26 protein-coding genes and 1 pseudogene are annotated in these 25,306 nt (G+C 50.8%); 20 read left to right on the forward strand and 7 right to left on the reverse strand.

The features are described 5' to 3' along the window. Positions 1 to 79: 79 nt before the first annotated feature. The 6 genes from hflX to BLP91_RS03420 all read left to right on the forward strand — a co-directional run bounded on the left by hflX (position 80) and on the right by BLP91_RS03420 (position 5,746). A complete protein-coding gene (gene hflX, locus BLP91_RS03395) occupies positions 80 to 1,324 on the forward strand; it encodes a GTPase HflX (protein WP_091566666.1) in 1,245 nt (414 codons plus the stop codon). A 35-nt stretch (positions 1,325 to 1,359) separates the two neighbouring features. Further along, the gene (locus BLP91_RS03400) at positions 1,360 to 2,643 is read left to right on the forward strand and encodes a methionine gamma-lyase family protein (RefSeq protein WP_091566668.1); all 1,284 of its coding nucleotides are present in this window, start codon (positions 1,360 to 1,362) and stop codon (positions 2,641 to 2,643) included. Between the two features lie 16 nt (positions 2,644 to 2,659). Then, positions 2,660 to 3,136 carry a DUF456 domain-containing protein gene (locus BLP91_RS03405; RefSeq protein WP_091566670.1) on the forward strand — a complete coding sequence of 159 codons (477 nt, stop codon included), beginning with the start codon at positions 2,660 to 2,662 and terminating at the stop codon, positions 3,134 to 3,136. Between the two features lie 148 nt (positions 3,137 to 3,284). After that, a complete protein-coding gene (locus BLP91_RS03410; protein WP_091566672.1) occupies positions 3,285 to 3,692 on the forward strand; it encodes a MerR family transcriptional regulator in 408 nt (135 codons plus the stop codon). A gap of 32 nt (positions 3,693 to 3,724) precedes the next feature. Further along, positions 3,725 to 5,065 (forward strand): type I glutamate--ammonia ligase, encoded by a 1,341-nt coding sequence (glnA, locus tag BLP91_RS03415; RefSeq protein ID WP_091566674.1) that lies wholly within the window; start codon positions 3,725 to 3,727, stop codon positions 5,063 to 5,065. 222 nt (positions 5,066 to 5,287) lie between these two features. Further along, positions 5,288 to 5,746: a VOC family protein gene (locus BLP91_RS03420; protein ID WP_176757790.1), complete on the forward strand. Its 459-nt coding sequence runs from the start codon at positions 5,288 to 5,290 to the stop codon at positions 5,744 to 5,746. A 107-nt stretch (positions 5,747 to 5,853) separates the two neighbouring features. Here the strand turns inward: BLP91_RS03420 and BLP91_RS03425 are convergent, their stop codons facing one another. Further along, positions 5,854 to 7,221 (reverse strand): FAD-binding oxidoreductase, encoded by a 1,368-nt coding sequence (locus tag BLP91_RS03425; RefSeq protein ID WP_245662071.1) that lies wholly within the window; start codon positions 7,219 to 7,221, stop codon positions 5,854 to 5,856. A 367-nt stretch (positions 7,222 to 7,588) separates the two neighbouring features. Here BLP91_RS03425 and BLP91_RS03430 point away from each other — a divergent pair, with 367 nt between their 5' ends. The 4 genes from BLP91_RS03430 (at position 7,589) to dhaM (ending at position 11,265) form a co-directional block, all read left to right on the forward strand. Then, positions 7,589 to 8,320: a DnaD domain-containing protein gene (locus tag BLP91_RS03430; protein WP_091566678.1), complete on the forward strand. Its 732-nt coding sequence runs from the start codon at positions 7,589 to 7,591 to the stop codon at positions 8,318 to 8,320. A gap of 811 nt (positions 8,321 to 9,131) precedes the next feature. Then, on the forward strand, positions 9,132 to 10,127 hold the full coding sequence (gene dhaK, locus BLP91_RS03440) for a dihydroxyacetone kinase subunit DhaK (RefSeq protein ID WP_091566682.1): 996 nt from the start codon (positions 9,132 to 9,134) through the stop codon (positions 10,125 to 10,127). A gap of 105 nt (positions 10,128 to 10,232) precedes the next feature. Then, positions 10,233 to 10,880 (forward strand): dihydroxyacetone kinase subunit DhaL, encoded by a 648-nt coding sequence (dhaL, locus tag BLP91_RS03445; RefSeq protein ID WP_091566684.1) that lies wholly within the window; start codon positions 10,233 to 10,235, stop codon positions 10,878 to 10,880. Continuing rightward, positions 10,870 to 11,265, forward strand: coding sequence for a dihydroxyacetone kinase phosphoryl donor subunit DhaM (dhaM, locus tag BLP91_RS03450; RefSeq protein WP_091566687.1), 396 nt, complete (start codon positions 10,870 to 10,872; stop codon positions 11,263 to 11,265). The genes dhaL and dhaM overlap by 11 nt, the downstream gene beginning before the upstream one ends. A gap of 38 nt (positions 11,266 to 11,303) precedes the next feature. Here the strand turns inward: dhaM and BLP91_RS03455 are convergent, their stop codons facing one another. From BLP91_RS03455 to BLP91_RS03470, 4 genes are all read right to left on the reverse strand, one after another. Next, entirely contained in the window at positions 11,304 to 12,641 is a 1,338-nt protein-coding gene (locus BLP91_RS03455) for a UDP-N-acetylmuramoyl-tripeptide--D-alanyl-D-alanine ligase (RefSeq protein WP_176757791.1), read from the reverse strand. Between the two features lie 198 nt (positions 12,642 to 12,839). Then, on the reverse strand, positions 12,840 to 13,520 hold the full coding sequence (locus tag BLP91_RS03460) for a TerC family protein (RefSeq protein ID WP_091566691.1): 681 nt from the start codon (positions 13,518 to 13,520) through the stop codon (positions 12,840 to 12,842). A gap of 215 nt (positions 13,521 to 13,735) precedes the next feature. Next, positions 13,736 to 14,095 carry a transcriptional regulator gene (locus tag BLP91_RS03465; protein ID WP_091566693.1) on the reverse strand — a complete coding sequence of 120 codons (360 nt, stop codon included), beginning with the start codon at positions 14,093 to 14,095 and terminating at the stop codon, positions 13,736 to 13,738. Positions 14,096 to 14,290: 195 nt separating this feature from the next. Continuing rightward, on the reverse strand, positions 14,291 to 14,473 hold the full coding sequence (locus BLP91_RS03470) for a DUF896 domain-containing protein (RefSeq protein ID WP_091566696.1): 183 nt from the start codon (positions 14,471 to 14,473) through the stop codon (positions 14,291 to 14,293). A 71-nt stretch (positions 14,474 to 14,544) separates the two neighbouring features. Between BLP91_RS03470 and BLP91_RS03475 the strand changes: the two genes are divergently transcribed. The 10 genes and pseudogenes from BLP91_RS03475 to BLP91_RS16300 all read left to right on the forward strand — a co-directional run. Beyond that, positions 14,545 to 15,210 carry a YneB family resolvase-like protein gene (locus BLP91_RS03475; protein ID WP_091566745.1) on the forward strand — a complete coding sequence of 222 codons (666 nt, stop codon included), beginning with the start codon at positions 14,545 to 14,547 and terminating at the stop codon, positions 15,208 to 15,210. A 16-nt stretch (positions 15,211 to 15,226) separates the two neighbouring features. Continuing rightward, the gene (locus tag BLP91_RS03480) at positions 15,227 to 16,291 is read left to right on the forward strand and encodes a M42 family metallopeptidase (protein WP_091566698.1); all 1,065 of its coding nucleotides are present in this window, start codon (positions 15,227 to 15,229) and stop codon (positions 16,289 to 16,291) included. An 84-nt stretch (positions 16,292 to 16,375) separates the two neighbouring features. After that, complete coding sequence (locus tag BLP91_RS03485) at positions 16,376 to 17,320, forward strand: DUF7847 domain-containing protein (RefSeq protein WP_091566700.1); 945 nt, start codon at positions 16,376 to 16,378, stop codon at positions 17,318 to 17,320. A gap of 27 nt (positions 17,321 to 17,347) precedes the next feature. Continuing rightward, positions 17,348 to 17,971 carry a DUF4129 domain-containing protein gene (locus BLP91_RS03490; protein ID WP_091566702.1) on the forward strand — a complete coding sequence of 208 codons (624 nt, stop codon included), beginning with the start codon at positions 17,348 to 17,350 and terminating at the stop codon, positions 17,969 to 17,971. Then, positions 17,968 to 19,161, forward strand: coding sequence for a DUF4350 domain-containing protein (locus BLP91_RS03495; RefSeq protein WP_091566704.1), 1,194 nt, complete (start codon positions 17,968 to 17,970; stop codon positions 19,159 to 19,161). Before BLP91_RS03490 ends, BLP91_RS03495 begins: the two co-directional genes overlap by 4 nt. Beyond that, positions 19,134 to 20,078: an AAA family ATPase gene (locus BLP91_RS03500; protein WP_245662073.1), complete on the forward strand. Its 945-nt coding sequence runs from the start codon at positions 19,134 to 19,136 to the stop codon at positions 20,076 to 20,078. Before BLP91_RS03495 ends, BLP91_RS03500 begins: the two co-directional genes overlap by 28 nt. After that, entirely contained in the window at positions 20,032 to 21,393 is a 1,362-nt protein-coding gene (locus BLP91_RS03505; RefSeq protein WP_091566708.1) for a DUF58 domain-containing protein, read from the forward strand. The genes BLP91_RS03500 and BLP91_RS03505 overlap by 47 nt, the downstream gene beginning before the upstream one ends. 99 nt (positions 21,394 to 21,492) lie before the next feature. After that, on the forward strand, positions 21,493 to 22,086 hold the full coding sequence (locus BLP91_RS03510; protein WP_245662074.1) for a class I SAM-dependent methyltransferase: 594 nt from the start codon (positions 21,493 to 21,495) through the stop codon (positions 22,084 to 22,086). Between the two features lie 174 nt (positions 22,087 to 22,260). Beyond that, positions 22,261 to 23,802: an ATP-binding protein gene (locus tag BLP91_RS03515; RefSeq protein ID WP_245662076.1), complete on the forward strand. Its 1,542-nt coding sequence runs from the start codon at positions 22,261 to 22,263 to the stop codon at positions 23,800 to 23,802. A 52-nt stretch (positions 23,803 to 23,854) separates the two neighbouring features. After that, positions 23,855 to 23,953, forward strand: a pseudogene (locus BLP91_RS16300) (ArsB/NhaD family transporter); the annotation flags it as partial. Positions 23,954 to 24,222: 269 nt separating this feature from the next. On the opposite strand, the gene BLP91_RS03520 reads toward BLP91_RS16300, so the two are convergent. Next, a complete protein-coding gene (locus BLP91_RS03520) occupies positions 24,223 to 25,008 on the reverse strand; it encodes an aKG-HExxH-type peptide beta-hydroxylase (RefSeq protein WP_143003450.1) in 786 nt (261 codons plus the stop codon). Between the two features lie 70 nt (positions 25,009 to 25,078). Beyond that, positions 25,079 to 25,306: transposase (locus BLP91_RS03525; RefSeq protein WP_143003451.1), on the reverse strand; the 228-nt coding region annotated here is incomplete at its 5' end.

Here is a 25,306-nt window from a genome sequence, read left to right on the forward strand (position 1 = left end):
CTGTGCGGAAAATGGTATAATGGTGGAAATCTGTCTGAAAACCTGGGGAGGATGAGAAAAGATCGACGGAGAAAAGGCGTTGGAGCGGGCGGTTTTGGTTGGTTGCGGGAGCCGTTCGCAAGAAGAAGAGATCAGATCGTCCCTATCCGAATTGGAAAGATTGGCGGATACAGCCCGAGCGATCGTAGTCGATACCTTAGTCCAGTACCGGGAAGTTCCGGAACCAGCCTGGCTGATTGGACGGGGAAAGGTGGAGGAGCTGGCCGAAAAGGTGAGCTCTGATGCGATTGACGTGGTCATCTTCGATCGAGAACTCTCCCCCGGTCAACAGGCCAATTTGGATCGGCGGCTTCCCTGCAAAGTGTTGGACCGGACCCGGTTGATCCTGGATATATTTGCTATGCGGGCGAAGACGAAAGAGGGAAGCATCCAGGTGGAGCTGGCTCAGCTGGAGTATATGCTCCCCCGTCTGGCGGGCAGAGGGCATGAACTTTCTCGGCTGGGCGGCGGAATTGGGACCCGGGGGCCCGGAGAGAAAAAGCTGGAGACGGATCGCCGGCATATACGCCGCCGTATTCGGGATCTGAAACAGGAGTTGGAGCGGGTGCAAAAGCACCGTCGCCTACATCAATCCCGACGGCGGAAAATGGAGATGGTCCAGGTGGCGCTGGTCGGTTATACCAATGCCGGAAAGTCGACCTTGCTCAATCGTTTGACCGGCGCCGATGTGCGGGAAGAAGACCGGTTATTCGCCACTCTTGATCCCACTTCCCGTTTTTTAGAACTCCCCTCCGGGGAGAAAGTGATGCTGACGGATACCGTCGGCTTTATTCGGAATCTGCCCCACCATCTGGTGGAAGCCTTTCAGTCCACCTTGGAACAGGTGAGAGAAGCGGATTTGCTCCTGCATGTGGTGGATGCTAGCCATCCGGAAGCCGGGAAACAGATGATCGCGGTGGATCGGGTGTTAAAAGAGCTGCAAGCGGATCGGGTTCCGACGCTCACCGTTTTTAATAAAGCGGATCGTCCCGGTGGGGAGATCTTGACGGCAGAAGGGAGATCCATTCGGATCTCCGCTTGGGACAACCATGATTTAGACCGGTTGAAAGATGAAATGGACGACATGCTTTATGCTGCCCAAATTCACGGTTTGGCGGAGATACCGGTATCCAGAGGAGAAATGATTTCCCACTTTTATCAGAAGGCAGAAGTGGTCCATTCCGAGGTGGACGGTTTGACGCTCAAAATGGACTTCCGTCTGCCTCTCCGTCGTTTTGAACGGATGTCTCCTGAAGTGAAATCCTTTATCCGCCGAGTTTACTGATTAAAAATCTAACAGTAGAAATGGTGTTTAGCATGATGTACAAGCATTTTCGTCACGGGGATCTATTGAAACAGTGGGCCGAGCAGGCGGAAGCCCGGATCGCTCCGCGGATCAGGGAAATCGAAAAACGAGTGGAATTTCATCAGTGGCGGCTCTTAGAAGCGTATCGCCAAACGGGGGTGAGTGAACAACATCTCTCTTCCTCAACCGGTTACGGATATGATGACATGGGAAGGGAAGCCCTGGAAGAAATTGTGGCCAGGGTTTTTGGTGCGGAAGCAGCACTGCTTCGCCCCCATATTACCTCTGGAACCCACGCCATCGCCGCTTGTCTGTTTGGCGTTCTCCGTCCAGGTGAAGAGCTGCTGTATATTACCGGGCCTCCTTACGACACGCTGACGCAGGTGATCGGTGAAGAACAGGACGGTACAGGATCGCTGGCCGATTACGGAATCGGTTATCAAGCCGTAGACTTAACCCCAGAGGGAAAGGTTGATTGGCCGGCTGTTCAAAAAGCGATTCGCCCCCAAACGCGGTGTATCGCGATCCAACGCTCCCGAGGATATTCGGAACGCGCTTCCTTCTCGGTAGAAGCGATCGGCGAAATGGTGGAGAAAGTTCGCAGGCTCTGTCCCGATGCCATTGTATTTGTGGACAATTGTTACGGGGAATTCGTGGAAGATCAGGAGCCTTCTCATGTGGGGGCTGATTTGATCGCCGGTTCTCTTATCAAAAATCCGGGTGGGGGATTGGCCAAGTCCGGCGGCTATATTGTCGGCAGAAAAAAATGGGTAGATCGGGCTGCTTCCCGATTGATCGCGCCCGGTATCCTGGCGGAGGGAGGCGCCACCTACGGTTATCTGCGTGACTTTTACCAAGGATTTTTCCTCGCGCCTCACGTGGTTGGAGAAGCGTTAAAGGGAGCTCTGTTCGCATCGGCGGTCCTCGAAGCCGCAGGCTTTGAAACCACTCCCCGCTACGATGAGCCTCGTACGGATCTGATCCAACTGATCCGTTTACAGGACCCCAAACGATTGATTGCCTTTTGTCAGGGAATTCAAGCAGCATCTCCCGTAGACGCTCGATTCCTTCCGGAGCCATCTCCCATGCCGGGATACGAAGACCCAGTGATCATGGCGGCGGGAACCTTCGTACAGGGGGCTAGTATTGAATTATCAGCCGACGGTCCGCTCCGTCCGCCTTATCTGGCCTATCTTCAGGGGGGACTCACTGCTGCCCATGTCAAAATCGGGGTACTGACGGCGTTAGATCGGATGTTGACCCATTCCCCTTCGGAATCGGCGAAACTGGAACGGTGATCGGAGGAGGACAAAGATGGAGATTTTGTGGTGGATCTTGACTATTCTGTTGTTTGTGTTGGGTTTTCTCGGATTGGTGGTTCCGGTTTTACCGGATGCACCGCTGTTTTTCTTGGGATTGCTCATCTATCACTTTTTGATCGATTCAGAAGCTCTCGGTACTTCGTTTTGGGTGGGAGCGGTATTGATCACCGCCTTAGTGGTCATCACCGATTATGTAGCCGGCGGTATTGCTGCACGGACTTACGGGGGCTCCCGTTGGTCGCTTCCCGCTGCTGTGGTAGGAGCCTTGGCAGGGATTCCCTTAGGCCCGCTGGGGCTGGTTCTTGGTCCGGTAGTGGCGGTGATCGCCGTGGAGTTTTTTCGGAAAAAAGACTGGCAGGAAGCATTTCGAGTCGGTTTCGGCACGTTGCTCGGCTTTGTAGGCGGTGTCCTGGTTAAGGGCCTGATGATGGTCGGATTGCTCATTTGGTTTTTGATCCTGGCTTTATAAAATCAGCTCTTCTTAAAAGGAATCTTTTAGGGGAGGATACTGAGCAAAAAGAGCTTCAGGATTCCTCCTTATTTTATGTCACATTTCCTAACATATCTTGACGAGGTAAACTGACATAAATATACTGAACTAGAAGGAGGAACTGCTGATGAGCGATGAAATCCGTCGTAATATGCCCCTGTTTTCCATGGGTACCATCACGAAACTGACGGATCTCACCCCCCGGCAAGTCCGTTACTATGAGCAACAAGACCTGATCCGTCCGGAGCGGACCCGTGGGAATCAGCGGTTATTTTCATTTCATGATGTGGACAGACTCCTTCAAATTAAGTCGTTAATGGAAAAAGGGGTCAACATCGCCGGTGTTAAGGAGATATTGCAGGATCAAGATCGATCACAGGATTCAAAGCGGGCTGAGCAAAAACCGAGACCCAGTAAGCCGGATTTGTCGGAAGAAGAGCTGCACAAACTTCTGAAACGACAACTGTCTGAATTGAGTTACCAGCCAAACCGGGGTCATCTGATCAGCGGTGAGTTGTCCCGTTTCTTCCATTGACGTCACACTATTGGAAGGGAGTTTCCAAAAACATGCCGAAACGCTTTACCAAGGACGACATTCTAAAGTCCGTCGAAGAAAACAATGTGGAGTATATCCGTCTGCAATTTACGGATCTGTTGGGGACGATCAAGAACGTGGAGCTCCCCAAAAGCCAGTTGACGAAAGCCCTGGACAACAAAATGATGTTTGACGGTTCTTCTATTGAAGGGTTTGTGCGCATCGAGGAATCGGATATGTATCTACACCCGGATCCTGATAGCTGGATCATTTATCCCTGGGGCGGTACCGAGGATTCCCGGGTGGCCGGTTTAATCTGTGATGTCTATTCTACAGAAGGGACCCCTTTTGCCGGTGACCCTCGCAGCATTCTTAAAAGGGTCCTCAAAGAGGCGGAGGAGATGGGATTTACCGCCTTTAACGTGGGACCTGAGCCGGAATTCTTCCTCTTCAAAACCGACGCCAAAGGTGAACCGACGATGGACCTGAATGACAAGGGCGGATACTTTGATCTGGCCCCCCTCGACCTCGGGGAAAATTGTCGTCGGGATATTGTGGTTACGTTGGACAAATTAGGCTTTGAGATGGAAGCTTCCCACCACGAGGTAGCCCCGGGGCAGCATGAGATCGACTTTAAATATGCCGGCGCCGTTACCGCAGCAGACAATATCCAGATCTTTAAGCTCGTGGTGAAAAACATCGCCCGGCGTTACGGATTGCACGCTACCTTTATGCCGAAGCCGCTCTTCGGCGTGAGCGGTTCGGGGATGCACTGCCACCAATCCCTGTTCCGCGGTAAAGAAAATGTCTTCTATGATGAATCCGATGAATTGGGTTTGTCCGAGACCGCTCGTCATTATATGGCTGGGATTTTGAAGCATGCCAAAGCGTTTACAGCACTGACTAATCCCTTGGTCAACTCTTATAAGCGGCTGGTGCCAGGCTATGAAGCGCCAAGCTATGTGGCCTGGTCCCCGACCAACCGCAGTCCGTTGGTCCGTGTACCCGCCTCCCGCGGCCTTTCCACCCGGATCGAAGTCCGCAACCCTGATCCGGCGGCGAACCCGTATCTCGCACTGGCGGTGATGCTGAAGGCAGGGTTGGACGGAATCAAAAACAAGTTGGAGCTGCCGCAGGAGACCGACCGAAATATCTATGTGATGGATGAAGCGGAGCTGGAGGAAGCCGGTATTGAAAAACTGCCGGCAACATTAAAAGAAGCCCTCGACGAACTGCAAAAAGACGAAGTGATCACAGAAGCCCTCGGTGAACACGCCCTCAGACACTTCGTTGAAGCCAAGGAGATCGAGTGGGATATGTTCCGCACCCAGGTCCACCCCTGGGAACGGGAACAGTACATGTCCCTTTATTGAGCCCGATTCAACCAAACCCCTTTGCCGACTGGCGAAGGGGTTTTTGTCGTTTCGATAAAGTCCAGTGCTTCTTGGAACACCTCATGACTCTGATGCAATGGATCGAAAGTCTGAGATATAAATCCATATTTCGACGGATGGGAAATGTTGTACGCTGATGTATGGTGTGAACCAAAGCAGGACTGTATAAATGGTTAAAACTATTCAGGGAGGTCTTCCATCATGATTAAAGGTTTATATGAAGCTCATTTGCCTGTAAGTAACTTAGCTCAGTCGATTGAATTTTACCGAAATTTAGGTCTTGAATTGGCCTATAGAAGCACCGTTGTCTCTTTCTTTTGGATTGAAAAAGAAAAAAGTTGGCTTGGTTTATGGGAAGCTGAGCAAGTAAATACTCCTTATCACCCTGCCATTAGACACATAGCATTTAGGGTCGATCTTGAAGACATAAAAAAATCGAAGGAGTGGTTGGAAAAACGGAACATTAAAGTAAAAGAAGCTTTTGGGTTTTCACCAAACAATCAACCCCTTGTTTTACCAAACAACCCGCAAGCCCACGCAGCCATCTACTTTCAAGACCCTGATGGGAATTCATTAGAATTGATTGCACCGCTTAGAATCGATGTTGATGAAGAATTTCAAATGATGGAGTTAAATCAATGGTATAAACAGAAGAAATGATTAAAATCAAACTAGTTTGTTCCACCAACCAATTACCCCCTAATGATAATGGGGCCGCCAAACCCATAATCAACCCGGACGCTGGATCACGTCCGGGTTGATGCTTTCTATTTTTCGTCGAACATCTTCCCTGGGTTGAGGATGGCTTTAGGGTCGAGCAGCTGTTTGATCTCCCGCATCACATCGTAGGCAGGGCCATGTTCCTTTCGTTGATAGGCGATCTTTCCCGAACCGACACCGTGTTCGCCGGTGCAGGTGCCACCCTCGGCAAGCGCGTGTTCCACCAGCTGGTGGTGGATCTGGTTGGCTGCCTGTACGTCAGCTTCATCCGTGGGGTCGATCATCAGTAAGGCATGAAAATTGCCGTCTCCGATATGACCAAAAACAGCTCCGTCCAGATGAGAAGCATCGATCAGTTGACGGGCGTATTCCAGGGAAGCGGCCAATGCCGATAGAGGGACACAAACATCTGTCACCATCTGTTGTTTGCCAGGGGTACCGTGGACAAAGGAGTAAGCCAGATGATGGCGTGCTTCCCATAACTGCGCACGAGCCAGGGAATTCGTTTCAAAATGAAAGTCTTCGCATCCCTCGTTTTCCGCCAATTGCCCGGCGAAATCGGCATCTTGTTTCAATCCGGCGGGGTTTCCGTGAAATTCGAGGAATAAGGTGGGCTGCTCCGGGTACTCGGCGTGGTTGTAATGATTCACCTGTTGGATAGCTCGGGAATCGACCAATTCCAACCGGGCCACGGGGATTCCTGCGGACAGGATGGACTGGGCGGCACGGACAGCCGGTCGAATTCCCGGAAAAACGGCTCGGGCTGACAGGATGCTTTCCGGAATTCCGCAAACCTTCAACCGGATTTCTGTAAAGACGCCCAATGTTCCCTCAGAGCCGACAAACAGACCCGGAAGGTGATACCCGGAAGAGGACTTTGCAGCTCCCGATCCGGTCTGGAGAACACGGCCGTCCGCCAGCACCACTTCCAATTCCAACACTTGATCTCGGGTCACTCCGTAACGGACGGAGGTGGTGCCGCTGGCATTGGTGGCGACCATACCGCCGATCGTAGCGTCCGCACCTGGATCCACCGGGTAAAACAATCCGTATTTTTTTAATTGCTGGTTCAACTGCGTGCGGGTCACTCCCGGTTGGACCCGCACTTGAAAATCTTCCGGCCGGATTTCCAAGATACGGTTCATCTGTTGCAAGTCGAGGGAAATCCCGCCTTTGGAGGGAATGACGTGTCCTTCCAGGCTGGATCCGACCCCGAAGGGGGTCACCGGAATTTGATGCCGATCAGCAAACTTCATTACTTGGATCACCTCGTCGCGGCTTTCGGGAAAAACCACAACATCCGGCAAGTGGGGGGGATGGTAAGACTCATCTTTACTGTGCTGTTCGCGAGTGGTCAGGTTATCCGTAACCCGATGTTCCCCCAACATGTTACGCAATTCCGTCATCCAATCCAATGAAAACCCTCCTGTGAGCAGGTTAAAACAATATCCGAGGTTTAGTCCCTCACCTTGATCTTATCACGGGAGAAGCTTACCGGAGGCGTTCATCGTCTCTATATTTATGTAAACAAGTTTACAACACAAACAAAAGGCACAAAAAAGAACCACAAGCTGCCATCGATGCTTATGTCGGCTGGCCGACGCTTCTGCTTGCTTTCTTGTTGACTCCCTGGGGTGATCACGTATATAATGAACAGGTTAAGATCGGGAGCTGTCCTACACATGCGGATTCGGCGGTATCGGTGTGAGGCCGGTGCTTTTTATTTTTCAAGTCTGTTTTTCCTTCGAAAGGGTTGCTATAGTAAACAGTGAGGTGAAATCGATGGACCGAAAAATGTCGCCGCACTCCGCTCTGGTGGATGTTCTGCAGCAAGGATCGACGGCTTTTCCGGTCGTGTTGTTCAAGGAATATAAGAGGTTGGGTTTGAACGAAGGACAAGTGATGTTGCTTTTACATATTATCGTATTTCGTGAGAAGGAAGAGATCCCATTTCCCACCGTCAACCAACTGGAAGAGCGGATGAGTGTTTCAGCCGATCAGATTGTGCAATGGTTGCAATCCCTGGTCCAGAAAGGATTCTTATCGATTGAGGAGACGGTAGAGGAGGGAGGGATCCGAAGCGAACAATATTCGATTGCACCGCTGTTGCAGCAACTAGCGGCCTCCTATTTGGACCGAGAATCGCTTGAGGAGCAACCGCCAGCAGAAGAGACATATGGAAACCTGTTTCAGCTCTTTGAACGGGAGTTTGCCCGCCCTCTTTCCCCGATGGAATGCGAAACACTCACTCAATGGCTGGATGAGGACAAGTACCCATCACAGTTAATTGTTGCCGCCTTAAGGGAAGCGGTATTTTGCGGAAAACCCAGTTGCCGTTATATTGATCGGATCCTGCTGGAATGGAAACGAAACGGAATACAGACGGTGGAGGAGGCGGTGGAGTACTCACGGAAGTTCCGACAAAAAGGGATCCTCTACCAGCCAGACCGCTCCGGCGGTGAAGCCGGCGGCAGTGGATTTTCTCTTTACAACTGGGTGAATCAAACTCCTTGACGGAAGCAGTCGCTTCCGTCTTTTCTCTTTCCGCCGTTTACGGTTTGCTGAAGAAGCTATGCCATAGACGTTGAATACGAAATTCGATTCAGCGTCTATGGCGTTAACAAGGATTAAACCCCCAGAATTGTAAAATGATATGCCCTTACCTCGGGATTGGAGGGGAAGGGGAACAGAGATAGACAGGAGTGGCGAATTATGTATTTATATCTCTCTTTTTAAAGTACGAAATTAGGGGTAATCGTTTTGGTCCGAAAGTGGAATTGAGAAAAAGAGATACTTCCATCTATTATTTTATTCGAAAGGACTTTTCTTTTTATGTCCACTTTCTCTAAAAATCTCTCATAGAGAGGGAGGAGGATCTTCTTGCATTTGCCCTCGAGAGGTACTGTGTTTCGGAAACAATTCACATCGATTCGACTCAGTTGGTTGGATTTGATGGACCGATGGGCTCGCTTTATCGGGATGAAACAGCAGGTTCGTTGCCAACACTCGCAAAGCCGGCCAGCTTGGTTCAACGGGGCCCATGTAGGTTTTATCTGTGATACTTGTCAACGAATCATTCCTCATCTGGATTCGCAATGGATGCAATCGCTTTCCTGGAACAAAAAAATGGATCTCTTATCCTTCATCCACGCGAATAAATTTCAGACTGATTTAAATTATCGGTCCCTTAAGCGGAGCGATGTCTTATTTCCCTCTGAGCCAGAAGAAAGGGCACAGCTTAAATCGGAAGGTTCGGGAAGGATAGGGGGAAAAGGGGAAAAAGTGTTATGATTTATGGGGAAGTCCGATGGAAGGGGGAAGCTTCATGAAAAAGGTGATGAATCAACCGGAACATATTGTGAGCCAAATGCTGGATGGGATGGCCCAGGCTTATCCCGAACGCCTTCGCTTGTTGGAGGAAACCGGCGTGCTGGTACGCAGGGATGCCCCCGTCAACGGGAAGGTTGGTTTGGTCAGCGGTGGCGGTAGCGGCCATGAACCGGCTCACGGCGGCTATGTAGGGAAAGGGATGTTAGATGCGGCTGTGGCGGGGGAGGTGTTTACTTCTCCAACCCCGGATCAGATCCTGAAGGCGATTCAAGCTGTCGATAGTGGGGAAGGGGTTCTCTGTATCGTAAAAAACTATACCGGGGATGTGCTCAATTTTGAGATGGCGGCAGAACTGGCTGCGGCGGAAGGAATTCAGGTGGAACAAGTGATCGTCCATGACGATGTAGCTGTAGAAGACAGCACCCATACTACTGGACGTCGTGGAATTGCCGGCACGGTCCTTGTTCACAAAATAGCCGGTGCTAAAGCGGAGCAGGGGGCATCGCTTAAAGAAGTGAAGGAAGTTGTAGAAGAGACCGTCTCCCGGGTACGCAGCATGGGAGTGGCTTTAGAGCCGTGCACATTGCCGGAAGCGGGTCAGCCTAGTTTTACCTTGGGAACGGATGAAATTGAACTGGGAATCGGCATTCACGGGGAGCCCGGAGTAGCTCGGACTGAACAGTTGCCCGCTGAAGCATTAGTTAAGCGGTTGTCGGGAAAGGTGATCGGTGATCTTCCCTTTGAGCGGGGGGATCGTGTGGCGGTGTTGGTAAACGGTATGGGTTCCACGCCGCTGATGGAGTTGCATGTCGTTCATCGAGAACTGATTGAGATCCTGTCGGAGAACGGGTTGACTCCCGTACAGGCATGGGTCGGGGAATATATGACTTCTCTCGATATGGCAGGGTTTTCTATCACGCTACTAAAGTTGAATAAGGAACTGGAACAACTATTGCTAAGCGAGAGCGATACCCCCGCCTTTCGCGTTTAAAAAAGGAGTTTCAACTAAAATAAACATATTTGTAATGCAAACCAATTAGGTCAAAACAAGCAAAGCTCAGCTCGACCGCGTGTTCTCCTTGGGAGGCGATTTGATTTGGATGTAACAGTGGCGAAAGCTTGGTTTCAACGTTATGCTGATGTGATTTCAGAGGAAAAGGCTTTATTGACCCGTTTAGACTCTGCTATCGGAGATGGGGACCATGGAGCCAATATGGCCCGAGGTTGGAAAGCGGTTCAGGAAGAATTAGAATCCTTCACGGGAGGATTGTCCGATGCTTTTCTGTTGGTCAGCCGCACTCTGATCTCCAAGGTCGGGGGGGCCTCGGGGCCTTTATACGGAACGGTTTTTCTGCGCATGTCGATGGCGCTGAAGGGAAAGGAGACCATCGACGAGACCGACTGGTCCAACCTTTTACAACAAGGGGCAGAAGGAATCGCCCAGCGAGGAAAAGTGACGGGTGGGGAGAAGACCATGTACGATGTCTGGTCGGTATTGCCACAAGCAGCAGAGGAAACGGCTCAACAGGGTGAGGATGAGCTGACGCTGGTCACCCGCCTAGCACAGATCGCTCGGGAAAAGGCGGATGCCACCCAAGAAATGAAGGCGACGAAAGGTCGTGCCGCTTATCTGGGGGATCGAAGTATTGGCCACAAGGACCCAGGGGCGGAATCGACTGCGCTCTTGTTTGACGCTCTTCGTTCCACCTTGGCCGATAAGGGAGGTGCCGATCATGAAAACTGATGCGGCACTGGTTTTGGTGTCCCATAGTGAACGTTTGGCCGAGGGGGCACGGGAGCTAATCTCATCTATGGCCCAGGATGTCCCGATTTTGATCGCTGCCGGTGATGGGGAAGGAGGACTGGGCACGCGATCCGAAGGGATTGTCGAAGCGGTCCAATCGGCCAATGCCGAGCATGTGCTGCTCATTTTTGATTTGGGAAGTGCGTTGATGAATGCAGAAATGGCGTCTGAACTCTTGGCCGCAGAAGGTCATGAGGTGACTGTTGTAGACGCCCCTTTTGTAGAAGGGGCGATGGTGGCGGCGATGGCTCTGCAAGTTGGAAAAGGGGTTTCCGAAGCGATCAAAGAGGCAGAAGCCTCCCGTCAACAATTGAAAAAGGGTTGATAAGAAAACGCCCGCAGTTGGCAATTGCGGGCGTTTTCTTATTTTCGATTGGCTAGTGCATTGACGATCCGTTCAAACTTTTGTTTTCTGGAAGCTTTAAAATAAATGATGGATCGGGGTGGAGTATTCCGCAGGTGGCGAAGCAGCGATTGGCGGGAATGGAAATGGATCACACGCTGGGGATTCATCTTTTCGGCAATGGCGGTTTTTCCGATTTCCCGTGCCTCCCGTCCATAGGTGATCAATTGATGGAGATTGAGCTGGGCAGCAAAGCGGCCGACTTCTCGGTGTGCCGATCGGGTGTAAGAGCCTAATTCCATCATATTTCCCAGGACCGCAATGGCCGGTCGGGTTCCTGAGATGGAATTCAAAACAGTCAACCCTGCTTTCATCGCTGTGGGATTGGCGTTCCATGCATCATTGATCAGTACCCGCCTGGCAGCTCCTTGCAACCGTTGCAGGCGCATTTTGGGAAGTTCCACCCGTTGCAGCCCGCTTTTGATTTTGCGCAGACTGCTTCCCAAAGAACGGGCGATACCGATAGCGGCAAGGGCATTGTAGATATTATGTTTTCCCCAGGTGGGGATGAAAAAGGTTCCCCGTTTGCCGTCCATTTTCACATCAAAGATCGTGCCCCGAGTCGTGTAGCGCAGGTTTCCTCCTTGAATGTCGGCAGGTTGATGGATGCCGAAGGTGTAAACTTTTCCCTGAAAACGTCGAGTGGAGAGTTGTCGGGAGCGCTGGCAGTCCGCATTTAAGTATAGGGTGCTGCCGGAACGCAAACCGTCGATCAGTTCCTGCTTTGCCTGTACAACGCGATTCAAACCGCCGACGCTCCCCGCATGGGCTTCCCCTACATTGGTGACGGCGCCCACCTCTGGACGAACGATCCGACATTGACTGGCGATGTTGTCGAGGGACTTCATTCCCATTTCCAGCGACAGAACTTGGTCTCCAGGCGAGAGTCTCAACAGATAGGAAGGAAGATAACGAAAGGTATTCAGGTTCCCAGTGGTATGAACCACCCGCCGGTTCTGTTTGAGAATCGAAGCGATCATGGCTGTGGTTGTCGATTTACCAGCACTGCCCGTCACGGCGGACACGCGGGGGGCATGCTGTCGCCAGTTCCAGAGGGCCAGCCGCCAGCGGGCTTTGTCCATGTCGGACACTTGAATGACGGCGGTTGCTTTCGGAATCGCTGCGGGGCTGACTCCCCTTGGGATCACTACTGCGGCGGGAGGGCATCTTCTCAGCGCAGCGATTTGTTTCTCATGGGAGCGGGAGGTCGAATAAAAGTAAATCTGTTTTTTTCGTAGGTATTTATATTTCCCCTGATTGGCGGCGTGGAGAACCGTATGGCCGTTTCCTCGAATCAAAGACCCTTTCAATATACGTACACAATGATTGAGGGCGATGGGTTTCGTCGGAACCGCCTCCTTCAGCCTATAAACGGAAATCGAGGTTGATCCCATCCTATTCAGGAAAAGGATTTTCGGAGACGGGAAAAGCGGCCCATTTCCTTGTAAAAAAGCCCGCTGCAAAACTCCTGCAGCGGGCCCCAGAGATCATATGTGTTAACCTTGGGTGGCCTGCTTTTTTTTGGACAGACGCCCCAAGGTGAGAACCCCCACCACGATGAGGAGGATCAATCCATATTTCATCACGGGCTGTTCTTCGAAAAATCCTTTTAGAAAAGGTTCATCCACAATCATCTTCCCTGCGGTCCAAGCCAAAACTCCAGATCCGATGTAGATAATCACCGGAAAGCGTTCGATCCATTTTAGAATCAAAGTGCTTCCCCAAACAATGACGGGCACACTGATCAGAAGTCCGATGATAACCAACAAATAATGTCCGTGAGCTGCCCCCGCAATGGCCAGCACGTTGTCCAGACCCATGACGGCATCGGCGACGATGATCGTTCCGATCGCTCCCCACATGCTATTGCTTGCTTTTACATCGTCCTCCTGCCCCTTCTCTTCGACCAACAGCTTGTAGCCAATCCAAATCAGGATGAGACCGCCAACCAACAGCAGACCGGGAATCTTCAACAGCCAGACGACGACCAATGTGGCGATAGCGCGGATGACGATGGCGCCCAGGGTACCGCCGATAATCACAGGTTTCTGTTTATCTTTTGGCAGGTTTCGGGCGGCTAGACCGATTACAATGGCATTGTCTCCGGCCAGTACTAAGTCGATAATCACGATGGAAATCAATGCTTGAAAAAATTCCAAGCTCAGAAAGTCTGCCATACAACTAACCTCACTCTTTTTGATTTTGAAAAAAGCAAATAAAAAGACCTTCACCACAAATAAGCGGTAAAGGTCTTGCCAACAACGCTCGGGTTGCCAACAAAGCCGGGGAGATTCCCGTAATGACGACTTTGTTGTAGCAGCTACTCCCCTTTAACAGGAAGAAGAATTCCTATTCCATTAAAAGCTATTGTTATGATACTCAATAAACTTACTTAAGTCAAGGTTGTGCGAGAGACGATGTGATTTTCGTTATGGGCCCCTTGCCGTTGAATGGCCCGGTGTATCGAGGCGAGTTGTTTCCAATGACGATCAACAGCGGCCCGACCCTCATCGGTGATTCGCACGGTGGTCTGAGGGATCTTTTTTCTGATGAAATGTTTGTCGATTACGATCAGTTCTGCCTTTTCCAGTTTGGCCAAATGGCTAGATAAATTTCCCTTTGTCAGCCCTGTCAACTCTTGCAAAAATAAAAATTCAGCCAATGTACATGCGGAAAGGGCGGTAAGAATAGCAAGACGGGCGGGTTCGTGTACCAGCTTATCCAGGCGAGCCAGTTCTTTATAGGGCAACATGTATGAATCACCCCGAAAATCCCAATATTTTGTCCCTTCAATTACTATATATTACCGACTCATTGTTATCAAGAACCAGTTTGTAATGTAAACCTAAAAAAACCGAGAAAAGAGACTGAACACAGCTTCGTTTCTCGGTTTTCGCGGATTTTATTTCGTTTTTTCTCAAGTCTTGTTTATAATAGAAGGGTACGCTTAGGAATCCTCATCTTCTACAAATCGAACTCGGTCCAGTTGGTTTTTCACCGATCCCCGGATCGCTTTCAAATACTGTTCCCGAAGATGCTTCTGTTCGCTTTTCTCATCTGGAGTGAGCCCTTCGGCTTTTTGTTTTCGAGCCAGCTCGTTAATCCGCTGGATCATTTTATCGCTAATCACAGTATCACTCCTCCAAGCATTCACTTTACTGAAAAGAGAGTGCTTTGGCAAGGCCAAAGGGGGTGGGAAGGATAAAAGGGGTCATCTATGCAAGAGTATCCACCCAGCGGACGGAGCAGGAAACCAGTCTGCAACGACAGGTGGATGATCTGAAAGCCTGGGCAGACACCTTATCCTGTGAGGTGGTGGAGGTGATTACCGAACAGCAGAGCGGTTTCGACTTGGAACGGGAAGGTCTATACCGAATGTTGGATGAGGTTCGAAGCGGTAAAGCTGAAGTTATCCTGGTCCAGGACGATACCCGGTTGGGACGGGGGGAAGCGAAGTTGGCTGTCATCCATCAGCTCTCCCGCTGCGGCGCGACAATCTTCAGTCTCCAATCCGGGGGAGAGCTGGAGCTGGAGGCCGGTGAATCGACGGTGTTGGCGATCATGGCCAAGGTAGAAGAGTTGCAAAGAAAATGGATGAGCCAAAAAATTTCCTGGGGGATGCGCCGAGCCATACACGAAAGAGGTTACAATCCCGCCGTTAATCTAAAGAATCAGGGGCAGGGGGGACGGTCCCGAAAAGAGGTTCCCATTGAGAGAATCGTGGATCTGAAGGAGAAAAGACTCACCTTTGAGGAGATTGCAGCCACCTTACAAGGGTTTGGCTATGATGTCTCCCGGGCGACGGTGCATCGTCGCTACCGGGAGTGGAAAGCCTCCCTGGAAGAGGGAGAATACATATCGAAATGATGGAGTGTTGTAGCTGATGGATTGGAATCGTTTTCGTGAATTGACACAGATGCCCGGGGTGCCAGGGGCGGAGGGGACGGTTCGGAAGGCGATGCGGACCGAGATCGCCCGTTACACCGAAGATATAGTGCAGGATCGGCTCGGTAGCCTGTTTGGGGTCAAATGGGGCACAGCGATGCAACCCCGTGTGATGATAGCTGGCCATATGGACGAAGTCGGGTTTATGGTCACCCGGATTACGGAAAAAGGCTTTATCAAATTCCAAGCGCTCGGCGGTTGGTGGAACCAGGTGTTGCTGGCTCAGCGTGTTGATGTGGTTACGCGGAGCGGAAAACGGATTCCGGGGGTTATCGGTTCCGTGCCTCCCCACCTTTTGAACAATGAGAGAAGAAAAAAACCCGTGGAGATTTCCGACATGTTTATCGATGTGGGAGCCGATAGCCGGGAAGAGGCGGAAAAGGCCGGAATATATCCGGGGGATCCGATCACCCCGGTATGCCCCATGGTGGAGATGGAAGGGGGCAAGCGGTTGATGAGCAAAGCCATAGATAACCGGTTCGGGTGCGCCATGGCTCTGGAACTACTGGAAGACCTGACGAAGGTGGATCACCCCAATACGGTCTACGCCGGGGCCACGGTACAGGAAGAGGTCGGAACACGCGGCGCTGTCACAGCTGCTCATACGGTAAAACCGGATGTCTTTTTTGCGGTAGATGCCGGGCCGGCAGGGGATACTCCAGGGGTTGAAAACGGTTTTGGTGAAGTGGGTAAAGGCGTCGTCATCCGCCTTTTTGATCGGTCTATGGTACCCCTGGCGGGAATGCGTCGCTTCTTGATTGAGACAGCGGAGGAAGAAGGGATCCCTTATCAATTTTTTGTTTCCCAGGGCGGAACCGATGCCGGTGCTGTCCATAAAACCGGAATCGGCGTCCCTTCGGCCGCTGTCGGAGTGTGCGCCCGCTATATCCACTCTCATGCCTCCGTGGTGGATAAGGAGGATATCCGCTCGGTGAAACGCTTCTTGACTGCTCTGGTTCGCCGCTTGGATGTTCATCGTTTGGATGAAATGATGCGGGATTAAGCCTGTCGCTTTCCTGTCACGGTTTGTTGCCCGACCATACGGTTCGGGCTTTTTATTGGATGAAAAACGAGAGGAGGCCTTGGGTTGGAAAGTAAGGTCAACATCCGAGTCGGAAGCCGTCCCCGCTCCTTCACCGGGATCTTAGACGGAGTCTTTCGCCTTCTTCGCTCCCAGTTATGGGTGGTGTGGATGGTTTGTACGGTTTTTCTGGGTCTTGGTTCTTTTTTTCTGTATTTCTCGATCTATCGAGGAGATTCCATCATAGGTTCCAGTCTGTACGGGCCGCCAGATCCCTTCGACCTGGTCATGATGATGCTGTCGATGTTGGTCTATGGATTGTGTTATTTGTTCCTAGCTCCGCTTGTTACGGCTTCGGTCACGGGTATCACCCTCCGACAGGTTAAGGAAGGCCGGAGAACAGCGTTAAAGGAGGCGTTTCATCTCATAGGCACCTTTGGGGGGCGGGTGTTAGGCACCCTGCTTTTAAAGTGGCTCCTGATCCTGGCTTGCGTGGCTGTATCGGTATTGATCCTGCTGGTATCGGGTCTTTTGATGGGATCAGCAACGGGGGAATGGGCGGTATCGATGGGGACCGTCGCAATTTTGGGAGGTGTGCTCGGTTTTGGTCTGCTGACATTCCTGACAGTCCGTTTCTACTTGGCTGTCCCGGTCATATTAGAAGAAGGGAGTGCTTACTGGGAAGCGTTGAAGCGGAGTTGGCGTTTGACCTATCTTTCTTTTTGGAGAACATTTGGCCTGATGGTTGTGCTCGGACTGGTGCTATATGTCTTTAACCTGATTCCTTCTGTATTACTTCCGGCGCTTTTTGTGCCAGCAGGTTTTTTTCTTCCTCAAGGCGCTGTAACCTTTGCCCATCTCATCCTCTCTCTGCTGGTTGCTGCGTTTGAAGCCCTAGCATATGCACCGGGAGGGATTTTAGCAGCGATCTTGTATCTAGAGCGAAGGGCACGAAAAGAAGGAGCTGATTTGGCAGAAGAAGCGGACCGCCTCCGGCGGAAGCTGGTATGATTGCGAAGGGAGGAGGTGGCAGTTTCCTTGGCCAGGGATTACCAAGAAGCGAATCGGCAACTTTCGGAGATTTTGAAAGAGGAGGAGCGTTCCGGCGAAAATCTGCTCCTAAAAATCAAACAGGGATTGTATAACGGATGGATCGATTGGAATCACCGGTTCCAGGAGTGGTTGGAACAGCTGTTGGGGGTTGAGGTGGATACACGGCTCGGCTGGTTGTTGCCGGTGTTGCTAGCCGCCCTCCTATTGCTGGCCGCGGTCTGGATCTTTCGCAAAACCACCTATTCGGGAAAGGTTCAGAAGGATCAACAGCATGATGTCCCTTCTGTCGAGGATGAAGCCTTCCGTTGGTGGCTCATGGCTGAAGCAAGGGCGAAGCGGAAGGAGTACCGGGAAGGGATCCGCTATTTATTCCGGTCGGTGTTGGCCTCCTTAGAGAAGCAGCAGATTTTAGTTCGCGGTGATTACAAAACCAATCATGAGTACCGGAGGGAAGTGGAACAAAATCGCTCCGACCTCCTTCCTGCTTTTACCGAACTCGTCCATCAGTTTGATCGAATCTGGTACGGTCGGGTTCCGGCTGCAGAGCAGGAGTATGAGGTTTTCCGGTCGTTATCGGCACCGCTGGCAAAAAAGGGGGGGCCCCGATGAAAAAGAGGAGGGTTTGGCCTTGGGCGCTCACAATAACGGTGTTGCTTACGGTGATCGCATTGGTGACGACGTGGTTGCAGACATCGCCGATACCTTACTCCAGCCTCAATTCTACGGAACAAGGAACCAAGGGAATCTATCGGCTGTTGAAAGAGCGGGAGGTTCCCGTGGACAGGTGGGAAACGGGATGGGACCGGTTGCCGGAGTCAACGGGCCATGTGCTGTGGGTGATTCAACCAGAGCAAAAGGTATATTTCCCAGAAGTGGAAGGCGAATGGCTGAAGCGATGGGTGAAGAAAGGAAATACGGTCGTGATTTGGTCAGGACCGAAGACCCCTCTGTCTCAGGAATTGGGATTTGACGCTGCCCAATCGGCTGATGGTGTGCGGAAGGTGAAGATGGCACCCACCACTGAAGGGTGGCTAAAGGAGGTTCATTCCCTTTATTTCCCTCATGGACACCAGGTGGAAGGGTCTCCGGATCGGGTGTGGATGGATGAACAGGGGAGCCCGCGTGTGGGGAAGCGGAGCATGGGCCGGGGGGCGATTTACTATATACCGGAACCGGATGTGATCACCAACCAAGCCATCGACAGGGCAGACAACCTGGCATTGGCTCTCCACATGGCCTCCTTTACGGCGGGTGAGGGCAAGGTTTGGTTTGACGAATCGGTCCATCAGTCTGTGGAAAGCACAGCACCGGCGGCCCCCTCACAACCGGGGACTCCCTCCACCGTCGAGGAGCTCCTTACCCCTTTGATGCGATTATTGCTCGCCCAATTGCTTCTCGGGGGGATCCTCTGGTTATATCTGCAAGGTAAACGTTTTGGAGCACCGCGCCTAGAACCGATCCAGGAGGAAGCGACCGGTGACGAATATATCCGGGGGATGGCTTCTCTTTATCAATGGGCCGGTTTAAAACAGGAATCTTTAGCTATTCAGTTGGAAGGTTTATTGCGGGAGACAAATTTACGGATGGGTTTGAGCCCGAAGGCTTCTCGCGCAGAATTGTGGGAGCAGATCGAGAAACGGATGGGGCCGACGGCATGCAAAGGACTACAGGACCTGGCCGATCAAGTGGAAGGTCTTACACCACCGGTTAAAAGAAGCTCCTTCCTGCGCATCAGCCAGGCGTTGCAAAAATGGAAAGAGGAGTTGGAAGAATGGACTCGAAACAGATCGGGGAGATAACGGATAAGGTGTTGAAGGGGCTGGCTCCAGTGGTAGTCGGCCAGAAGGAGCAGCTGCGATTGTTATGGGCTTCATTTCTGACAGGGGGGCATGTCCTGTTGGAGGGAGTGCCGGGATTGGGGAAAACCCTAATGGCCCGCGCCTTGGGAGCCGCTTTGGACATGTCCTTCGCCCGCATTCAATTTACACCGGATCTGATGCCTGCAGATGTGACGGGAACCAATATCTTCGACATCCAATCCGGTCAATTCACTTTTAAACGGGGTCCGATCTTTCATCATCTCATCCTAGCGGACGAGATCAACCGGACCCCACCGAAAACCCAAGCCGCTCTTTTGGAGGCGATGGAAGAAGGTCACATCACGGTGGATGGAGGGGAGTTCTCTCTGCCGCAGCCGTTTTTTGTGGTGGCGACACAAAATCCGATCGAATACGAAGGTACCTATCCACTGCCTGAGGCACAGCTGGATCGCTTCATGGTGAAGTTGACGGTAGATTATCCCAAAGAAGCAGAGGAGATGGCCATATTAAAGGGGCATCGGCTCACCGCCCGCCGGGAAGAGCCTTTAGATGCTCTGGTGAGCGCCGAAGAAGTCTTATCCTGCCGGAAAGCGCTGGATGGAGTTCGTGCGGATGATGTGGTGGTCCGATATATCACGGCACTGGTGCGGGCGACACGAGACCATCCCCAGGTGATACTGGGAGCGAGTCCGAGGGCGGGTATCAGTCTGTTGGTGCTGGGGCGGGCGTTGGCTGCCATGGACGGCCGCGATTATGTGACTCCCGATGATATTAAAAGGGTGGTCGCTCCTGTCTTTCGCCATCGTTTGGTCCCCAGCCCCGATGTGGAACTGGAGGGTTTGAAGATCGATGACCTCGTCGAAGAGATCACGCGCTCGGTTTCGGTTCCGCGATAATGCATTCCTTCCCACCCCGCGCCTGTTGCGGCTGATCGTTCTCGGCACCGCTGTCACCCTGCTCGCTTCGGCGTGGGGGATGGAGATCCAAGCAGCGGCAGGGTTCTACAGCATATTGGGAATTCTGACGCTGGCGGATGCAGTTGGGCTTTGGCGCAAGGGGAAGGTCGAGCTGTCACGTTCGACTCCCCATCTGTTTGAGCTGGGATCGGACAGTGATGTCGTGCTAAGGGCGTCCCATCTGGCCCCATACCCGGTCCGTGTGCATTTGCGGGATGATTTCCCCCTCGGTTTTTACGCGGATCGGCGGGATTTGTCCCTGACACTCCCGCCAGCAGGGTCAGGAAGCGTCATGTATCGGTTACGCCCTCACCGTCGCGGTCTGCATCCCTTTGGGAAGATTCACGCCCGGGTAACCGGGCGTCTGGGGCTGCTGATGAGACAACAGGCTCAAACAGCGGAACACGAGGTGCGGGTGTTCCCGCCCTTGCAGGAGGTGCGCAGGGTTCGAGCTGGTGTGTACCGAAAACTCTTGACTGCGGAAGGGCCTCACACCTGGCGGGGCTTGGGGCAGGGTTCGGAGTTTTCTCATATTCGCGGGTATGTGCCTGGGGATGAACCCCGCTTAATCAATTGGAGCGCCACAGCCCGTCGACATAAGCTAGCAACCAATGTTTATCAACCGGAACAAGGTCAGCATGTGGTGATCCTGATCGACTGTGGTCGGATCATGGGAGTGAAGGACGGGGAATGGAGCCGCTTGGACCGAGCAGTAGAGGGCGCCCTCGCTTTTGCCGCCATCGCTCTGGAACGGGGCGATCAGGTGAGCCTGTTCGCATTTGCCAACCGCGTCCTGCGTTGGGTGCCTGGGGCCAAGGGGCGATCACAGTTGCAACGTCTGGTGGAAGCCTGTTACAACCTCGAGCCGGCCTATGCGGAGTCCAATTATCGTGCAGTGGTGGAAAGTTTGGCTTTTCGCCAGAAGAGGCGGGCGTTGGTGGCGCTTTTCACAGATACTGGAAATCTTACCTATGCCGATGATCTGATGGAACAGCTGACTCGGCTACAGCGGCACCACGCCGTGATGACGGTCACCTGCGAAGATTCCATCCTGCAACGGGAACAAAATCGTTTTCCCCAGGAAGAACTGGATGTGTTTCGCAAGACGGTGGCGCAGCGTGTCTCCGAGGAGCGAAGGGAGCAGATGGTCTATCTCAGGCGGCGAGGAGTGACGGTATTGGATGTGCCTCCGGATCAGCTGGCCACTTCCGTTATCCACCAATATATCGAGATCAAAAATCGGGGTCTGCTGTAAATGACGTTCCTTTCCTGACGATTATTTTCTTTGCGCTATCCAAAAGATTCTCCCTAAGTTGTTGGCAGGTGTGCCATAAGGGAGGATCTTTTCTTTATCATGACGAAGAAGCAGACGGGGGTGCTGCGGATGAGCTCTGAACAAGCGATCCGAGTGGTCGTCGGTGCCGGTGAATATAACAACAATCCCGGCTGGATTCATACGCAACGGAGTGAATTGGATTTATTAAGAAGGGAGGATTGGGAAAAGCGCTTTTCCCCTGACTCGATTCAGACGATTCTGGCCGAGCATGTGTGGGAGCATTTGCGTTTTGATGAAGGGGTGGAAGCAGCGAAAAATTGTTATCGATTCTTAAAGCCAGGCGGATGGATTCGGTGCGCGGTTCCCGACGGCTATTTTCCAGATCCAGCTTACCAACACGTAGTTCAAGTGGGCGGCCCCGCCCCCAAGGATCATCCGGCCGCCAGCCATCAAATCCTTTATACTTATGATTGGATCACAAAAATGTTCCGCCAGGCTGGGTTTGATGTGTACCTGCTGGTATACTTTGATGAAACGGGGCAGTTTCATTATAATAAATGGGATGAAAGGGGTGGGTTTATCTATCGTTCCCTTCGTTTTGACCACAGAAATAAGGGTGGAAAGATCGTTTTTACTTCTCTCTTGGTTGATGCGGTCAAGCCGATGAGGTGATATTTTTTCTTTCTAAAAAAAGATTGCACTTCTAACAGGAATCTTCAGTGACGATGAAGAATAAATGCTCCGAATGATGAAGAATCAAAACTCCATGGCTTACTCACTCCCCAAATTCGCCCTGCACAACGCCAATTAACAAAATATTCTACACCCAAAGATAGGAGTGAGAAGATGGATACAACCGAAAAGAAAGCAATGAAAGAGACCGACCCTGCCCATCTCAGTCGCTTAGCATCAGTCGGTCAAATCGCTGCGGGAATTGTACATGAAGTTCGCAACCCGCTGACAACGGTGCAAGGATTTCTCCAAATGATGGAGGAAGATAAAGAGTCTAAATATATTCACATCGCCAAAACCGAATTGGATGACGCTTTAAATACCTTAAACAGTTTACTACAAGTGGCTAAACCGGACATGGGCGATGAGAGGAAGCAATCGATTAACTTATCGGTGGAGCTGGAGAATGTACTTTCTCTCTTCCCCTTCCAATCTTCCGATGTGGAAGTGAAACGGATATTTAGAGATACAAATGTTTTGGTATACGGGAAGAAAACGCTTTTAAAAAAAGCACTGTTTAACTTATTAAAAAACGCATTTGAAGCGATTCAAGGCAATGGCAAAATCACCCTTCATCATCAAGCGGACGCAAAGTATGTTTATGTGGCGATTCAGGATACGGGGATAGGCATCCCGGAAGAAAAAGTTTCCCTGTTAGGAACTCCCTTTTTCTCAACCAAAAAAGTGGGCACGGGAATGGGGTTGGCCCAGGTCTATTCTGTAATACACCAGCACGGTGGATCGATTGAAGTAGACAGCGAAGAAAATGTCGGCACTACATTTACGCTTATCTTCCCAAGAGATGATGTAAAGAAAAAACAAGGAGTGATCCATTTGGACCTAGAATATAAAGAAGGGTTGGGAATGAAGGAATTTTTCATGGAAAACCGGGAGGCTTTTGAAGAGCGGCTGTTGTCGGAGGCGGTCAATGCTAAAGACAAAATTAAAGAGATTGACGAAAGAGGAAATATCAATCTGTTGGAAAACGCCCATAAACTGGTTTTGTATGTAGTGGACGAACGGGAACACGAGTTGATCCAATTTGCCAAACAAGAAGGGGAAGTATGGGCGAAACATTCGTTAGCATTGGCTTTCAAGCTGGAATGGATTCAGGCGATCCGAAGGACCTTGTGGGACTTTATGTTTAATTACGACCAAATGAGCGAGGCGCTTAATCGAAAAGAAGAGTTTTACGCCCTTGAAAAGCGGATTAACGAATCGGTGGATCAATTTTTGCATCATTTTTTTATTAGCTATTCAAAGTTCAAAGATAAATTGATCGAATCCCAACAAAAAATAGTGGAAAATTTATCGGTTCCGATCATCCCGATCAAAGAGACGATATACATACTGCCGATTATCGGCCAAGTGGACCATTACCGGATCATTGCGATCGAAGATAAAGTGATTCCGGAGGTGGGGAATTCTCACATCGAAACTCTGATCATCGATCTCTCCGGTGTTGCCACGATGGAACCCAGTGTGATTCAGCATCTATTGAAAATCCTGGAGGGCCTGTCCTTGATGGGATGTAAACCGGTCGTCACCGGTCTTCGCCCGGATATCGTCAAATCGATCATTCACATGAATTTGTCATTTGAACAAAAGGCAGAGACGAAAAGAACCTTACAGCAAGCATTGCTGGATTATATATGAATAGGCTAAACAAAAAGCCACTCCCGAAAAAAACGGGGGTGGCTTTTTGTTTACAGAGCTGGCGATGATCCTGATCTTCCTCATCCTTGATGAGATCGGTTTTTTTGAATGGGCCGCCCTCCACATGGCCCGCCTCGCTGGCGGGAACGGACACAAGTGATCGTCTACGGCTTGAAGGGGTAATACCAGCGAAGCTGTCACCAGGGGCAAAGTAGATTCCATAAAAAGTAAAACCCTCAACTGAGGGCTTTTTCGTATGGTCACCGGACCAAAACAAGAAAATGTGTGTACACCGTAAATCTCTCCCGAAGGGGGAGGTTAATAATTAGAATTTTTCTTTGGTGCCCCAGGCACCCTCAATACTCAAATAAAACGCTTAATTGGCCCATAACTAATTTGGATCTTATTGCTCCCGATTTATCATGTACTTATATTTGAAAGTAGATCAGGGGTAAGTATTTCATCTGATCGGTTAATTAGTGATTTCATCCTAGGTGTGAGTAACTCCCAACTTAACTGTTGCTGCTTAAGTGTATTTAAAGCATACTTAGTTTTTTTAAAGAGTTCTGATGATCTTCCGTGGATTGAAATATCATCTTCATTAAAGCCTAATCTTTTTCTTAGACTAAGAAGCTCAGTAGCCACAATTATACTATGAACCACTCCATAAACCGGTCTCCTCGTGTTCCGAATAGCAGAAGGAACCCAAGCCTTCTCATCATTCAAAGCAACATCTTTATGAAAATGACCGTAACACTGTTCATCAAGATATAAAAGTGTATGGGTCATTTCGTGAACAAGGGATTCTACAATGTCTTTATCGGACCAGTTATTATCTGGCTGTACCCAAATCATACCAACAGCTTTGTGAGAGGAGGCACTGCCAGGAGTCGTTACTGCTGTAGTTACTGCAACAGTATCCACAACAACACGAAAAGTATCACCCAATTGCGAATCATTCTTATTGAGGTAATTAAATCCTTTCCTTACTCGATGCAAAGCCTTTTCATTAATAAAATGTGGTGAATTCATGTTTTTATTATATTTCTCTATATCCATTATCTGAAGTAATGAAGTCAATCGATCGCCAGAAATAATGAATTCTGGTTCAATTTCTTTACTACGGGTTACTTCTGGGTTAATTTGTGAAAGATGCTCTTTCAGAGCATTCAGAGTGTGGAGAAAGCCCTTCACTGCTTTCTCCACACTCTTTTTTTATGGACAAAACCAGCTCATCGACGTATCAAAACCTGGATCAAAAAGGCCGCCCAACCACCTAGCCGGCTTTGGTTAGGTGGTTGGCAATCTTCTTGATGTTTTGCGCTGCGGCCGTCATCAGCGCTTGCTCTTGGACCTTTTCCCTTCCCCTCAACCGGCAGTAGCGAAGCCCGTGCAGCTCTTTCGCGTCTGCAAAGCTTCGCTCGATCGTCTCTTTCCGTTTTTTGTACAGGTATTTTCCCGTAGAGGAAAGGCGATGGGCTCGCACTTTTTCCTTATGTTTTTC

Source organism: Melghirimyces thermohalophilus, from assembly GCF_900102685.1.
In the GTDB taxonomy this organism is placed as follows: Bacteria; Bacillota; Bacilli; order Thermoactinomycetales; family DSM-45169; genus Melghirimyces; species Melghirimyces thermohalophilus.

Bases quoted from the DNA above. Each gene is read 5' to 3' on its own strand.
- BLP91_RS03400 (WP_091566668.1), top strand. From the start codon at position 1,360: ATGTACAAGCATTTTCGTCACGGGGATCTATTGAAACAGTGGGCCGAG.
- BLP91_RS03405 (WP_091566670.1), top strand. From the start codon at position 2,660: ATGGAGATTTTGTGGTGGATCTTGACTATTCTGTTGTTTGTGTTGGGT.
- BLP91_RS03410 (WP_091566672.1), top strand. From the start codon at position 3,285: ATGAGCGATGAAATCCGTCGTAATATGCCCCTGTTTTCCATGGGTACC.
- glnA (WP_091566674.1), top strand. From the start codon at position 3,725: ATGCCGAAACGCTTTACCAAGGACGACATTCTAAAGTCCGTCGAAGAA.
- BLP91_RS03420 (WP_176757790.1), top strand. From the start codon at position 5,288: ATGATTAAAGGTTTATATGAAGCTCATTTGCCTGTAAGTAACTTAGCT.
- BLP91_RS03430 (WP_091566678.1), top strand. From the start codon at position 7,589: ATGGACCGAAAAATGTCGCCGCACTCCGCTCTGGTGGATGTTCTGCAG.
- dhaK (WP_091566682.1), top strand. From the start codon at position 9,132: ATGAAAAAGGTGATGAATCAACCGGAACATATTGTGAGCCAAATGCTG.
- dhaM (WP_091566687.1), top strand. From the start codon at position 10,870: ATGAAAACTGATGCGGCACTGGTTTTGGTGTCCCATAGTGAACGTTTG.
- BLP91_RS03460 (WP_091566691.1), bottom strand. From the start codon at position 13,520: ATGGCAGACTTTCTGAGCTTGGAATTTTTTCAAGCATTGATTTCCATC.
- BLP91_RS03465 (WP_091566693.1), bottom strand. From the start codon at position 14,095: ATGTTGCCCTATAAAGAACTGGCTCGCCTGGATAAGCTGGTACACGAA.
- BLP91_RS03480 (WP_091566698.1), top strand. From the start codon at position 15,227: ATGGATTGGAATCGTTTTCGTGAATTGACACAGATGCCCGGGGTGCCA.
- BLP91_RS03495 (WP_091566704.1), top strand. From the start codon at position 17,968: ATGAAAAAGAGGAGGGTTTGGCCTTGGGCGCTCACAATAACGGTGTTG.
- BLP91_RS03500 (WP_245662073.1), top strand. From the start codon at position 19,134: ATGGACTCGAAACAGATCGGGGAGATAACGGATAAGGTGTTGAAGGGG.
- BLP91_RS03505 (WP_091566708.1), top strand. From the start codon at position 20,032: ATGACCTCGTCGAAGAGATCACGCGCTCGGTTTCGGTTCCGCGATAAT.
- BLP91_RS03510 (WP_245662074.1), top strand. From the start codon at position 21,493: ATGACGAAGAAGCAGACGGGGGTGCTGCGGATGAGCTCTGAACAAGCG.
- BLP91_RS03515 (WP_245662076.1), top strand. From the start codon at position 22,261: ATGGATACAACCGAAAAGAAAGCAATGAAAGAGACCGACCCTGCCCAT.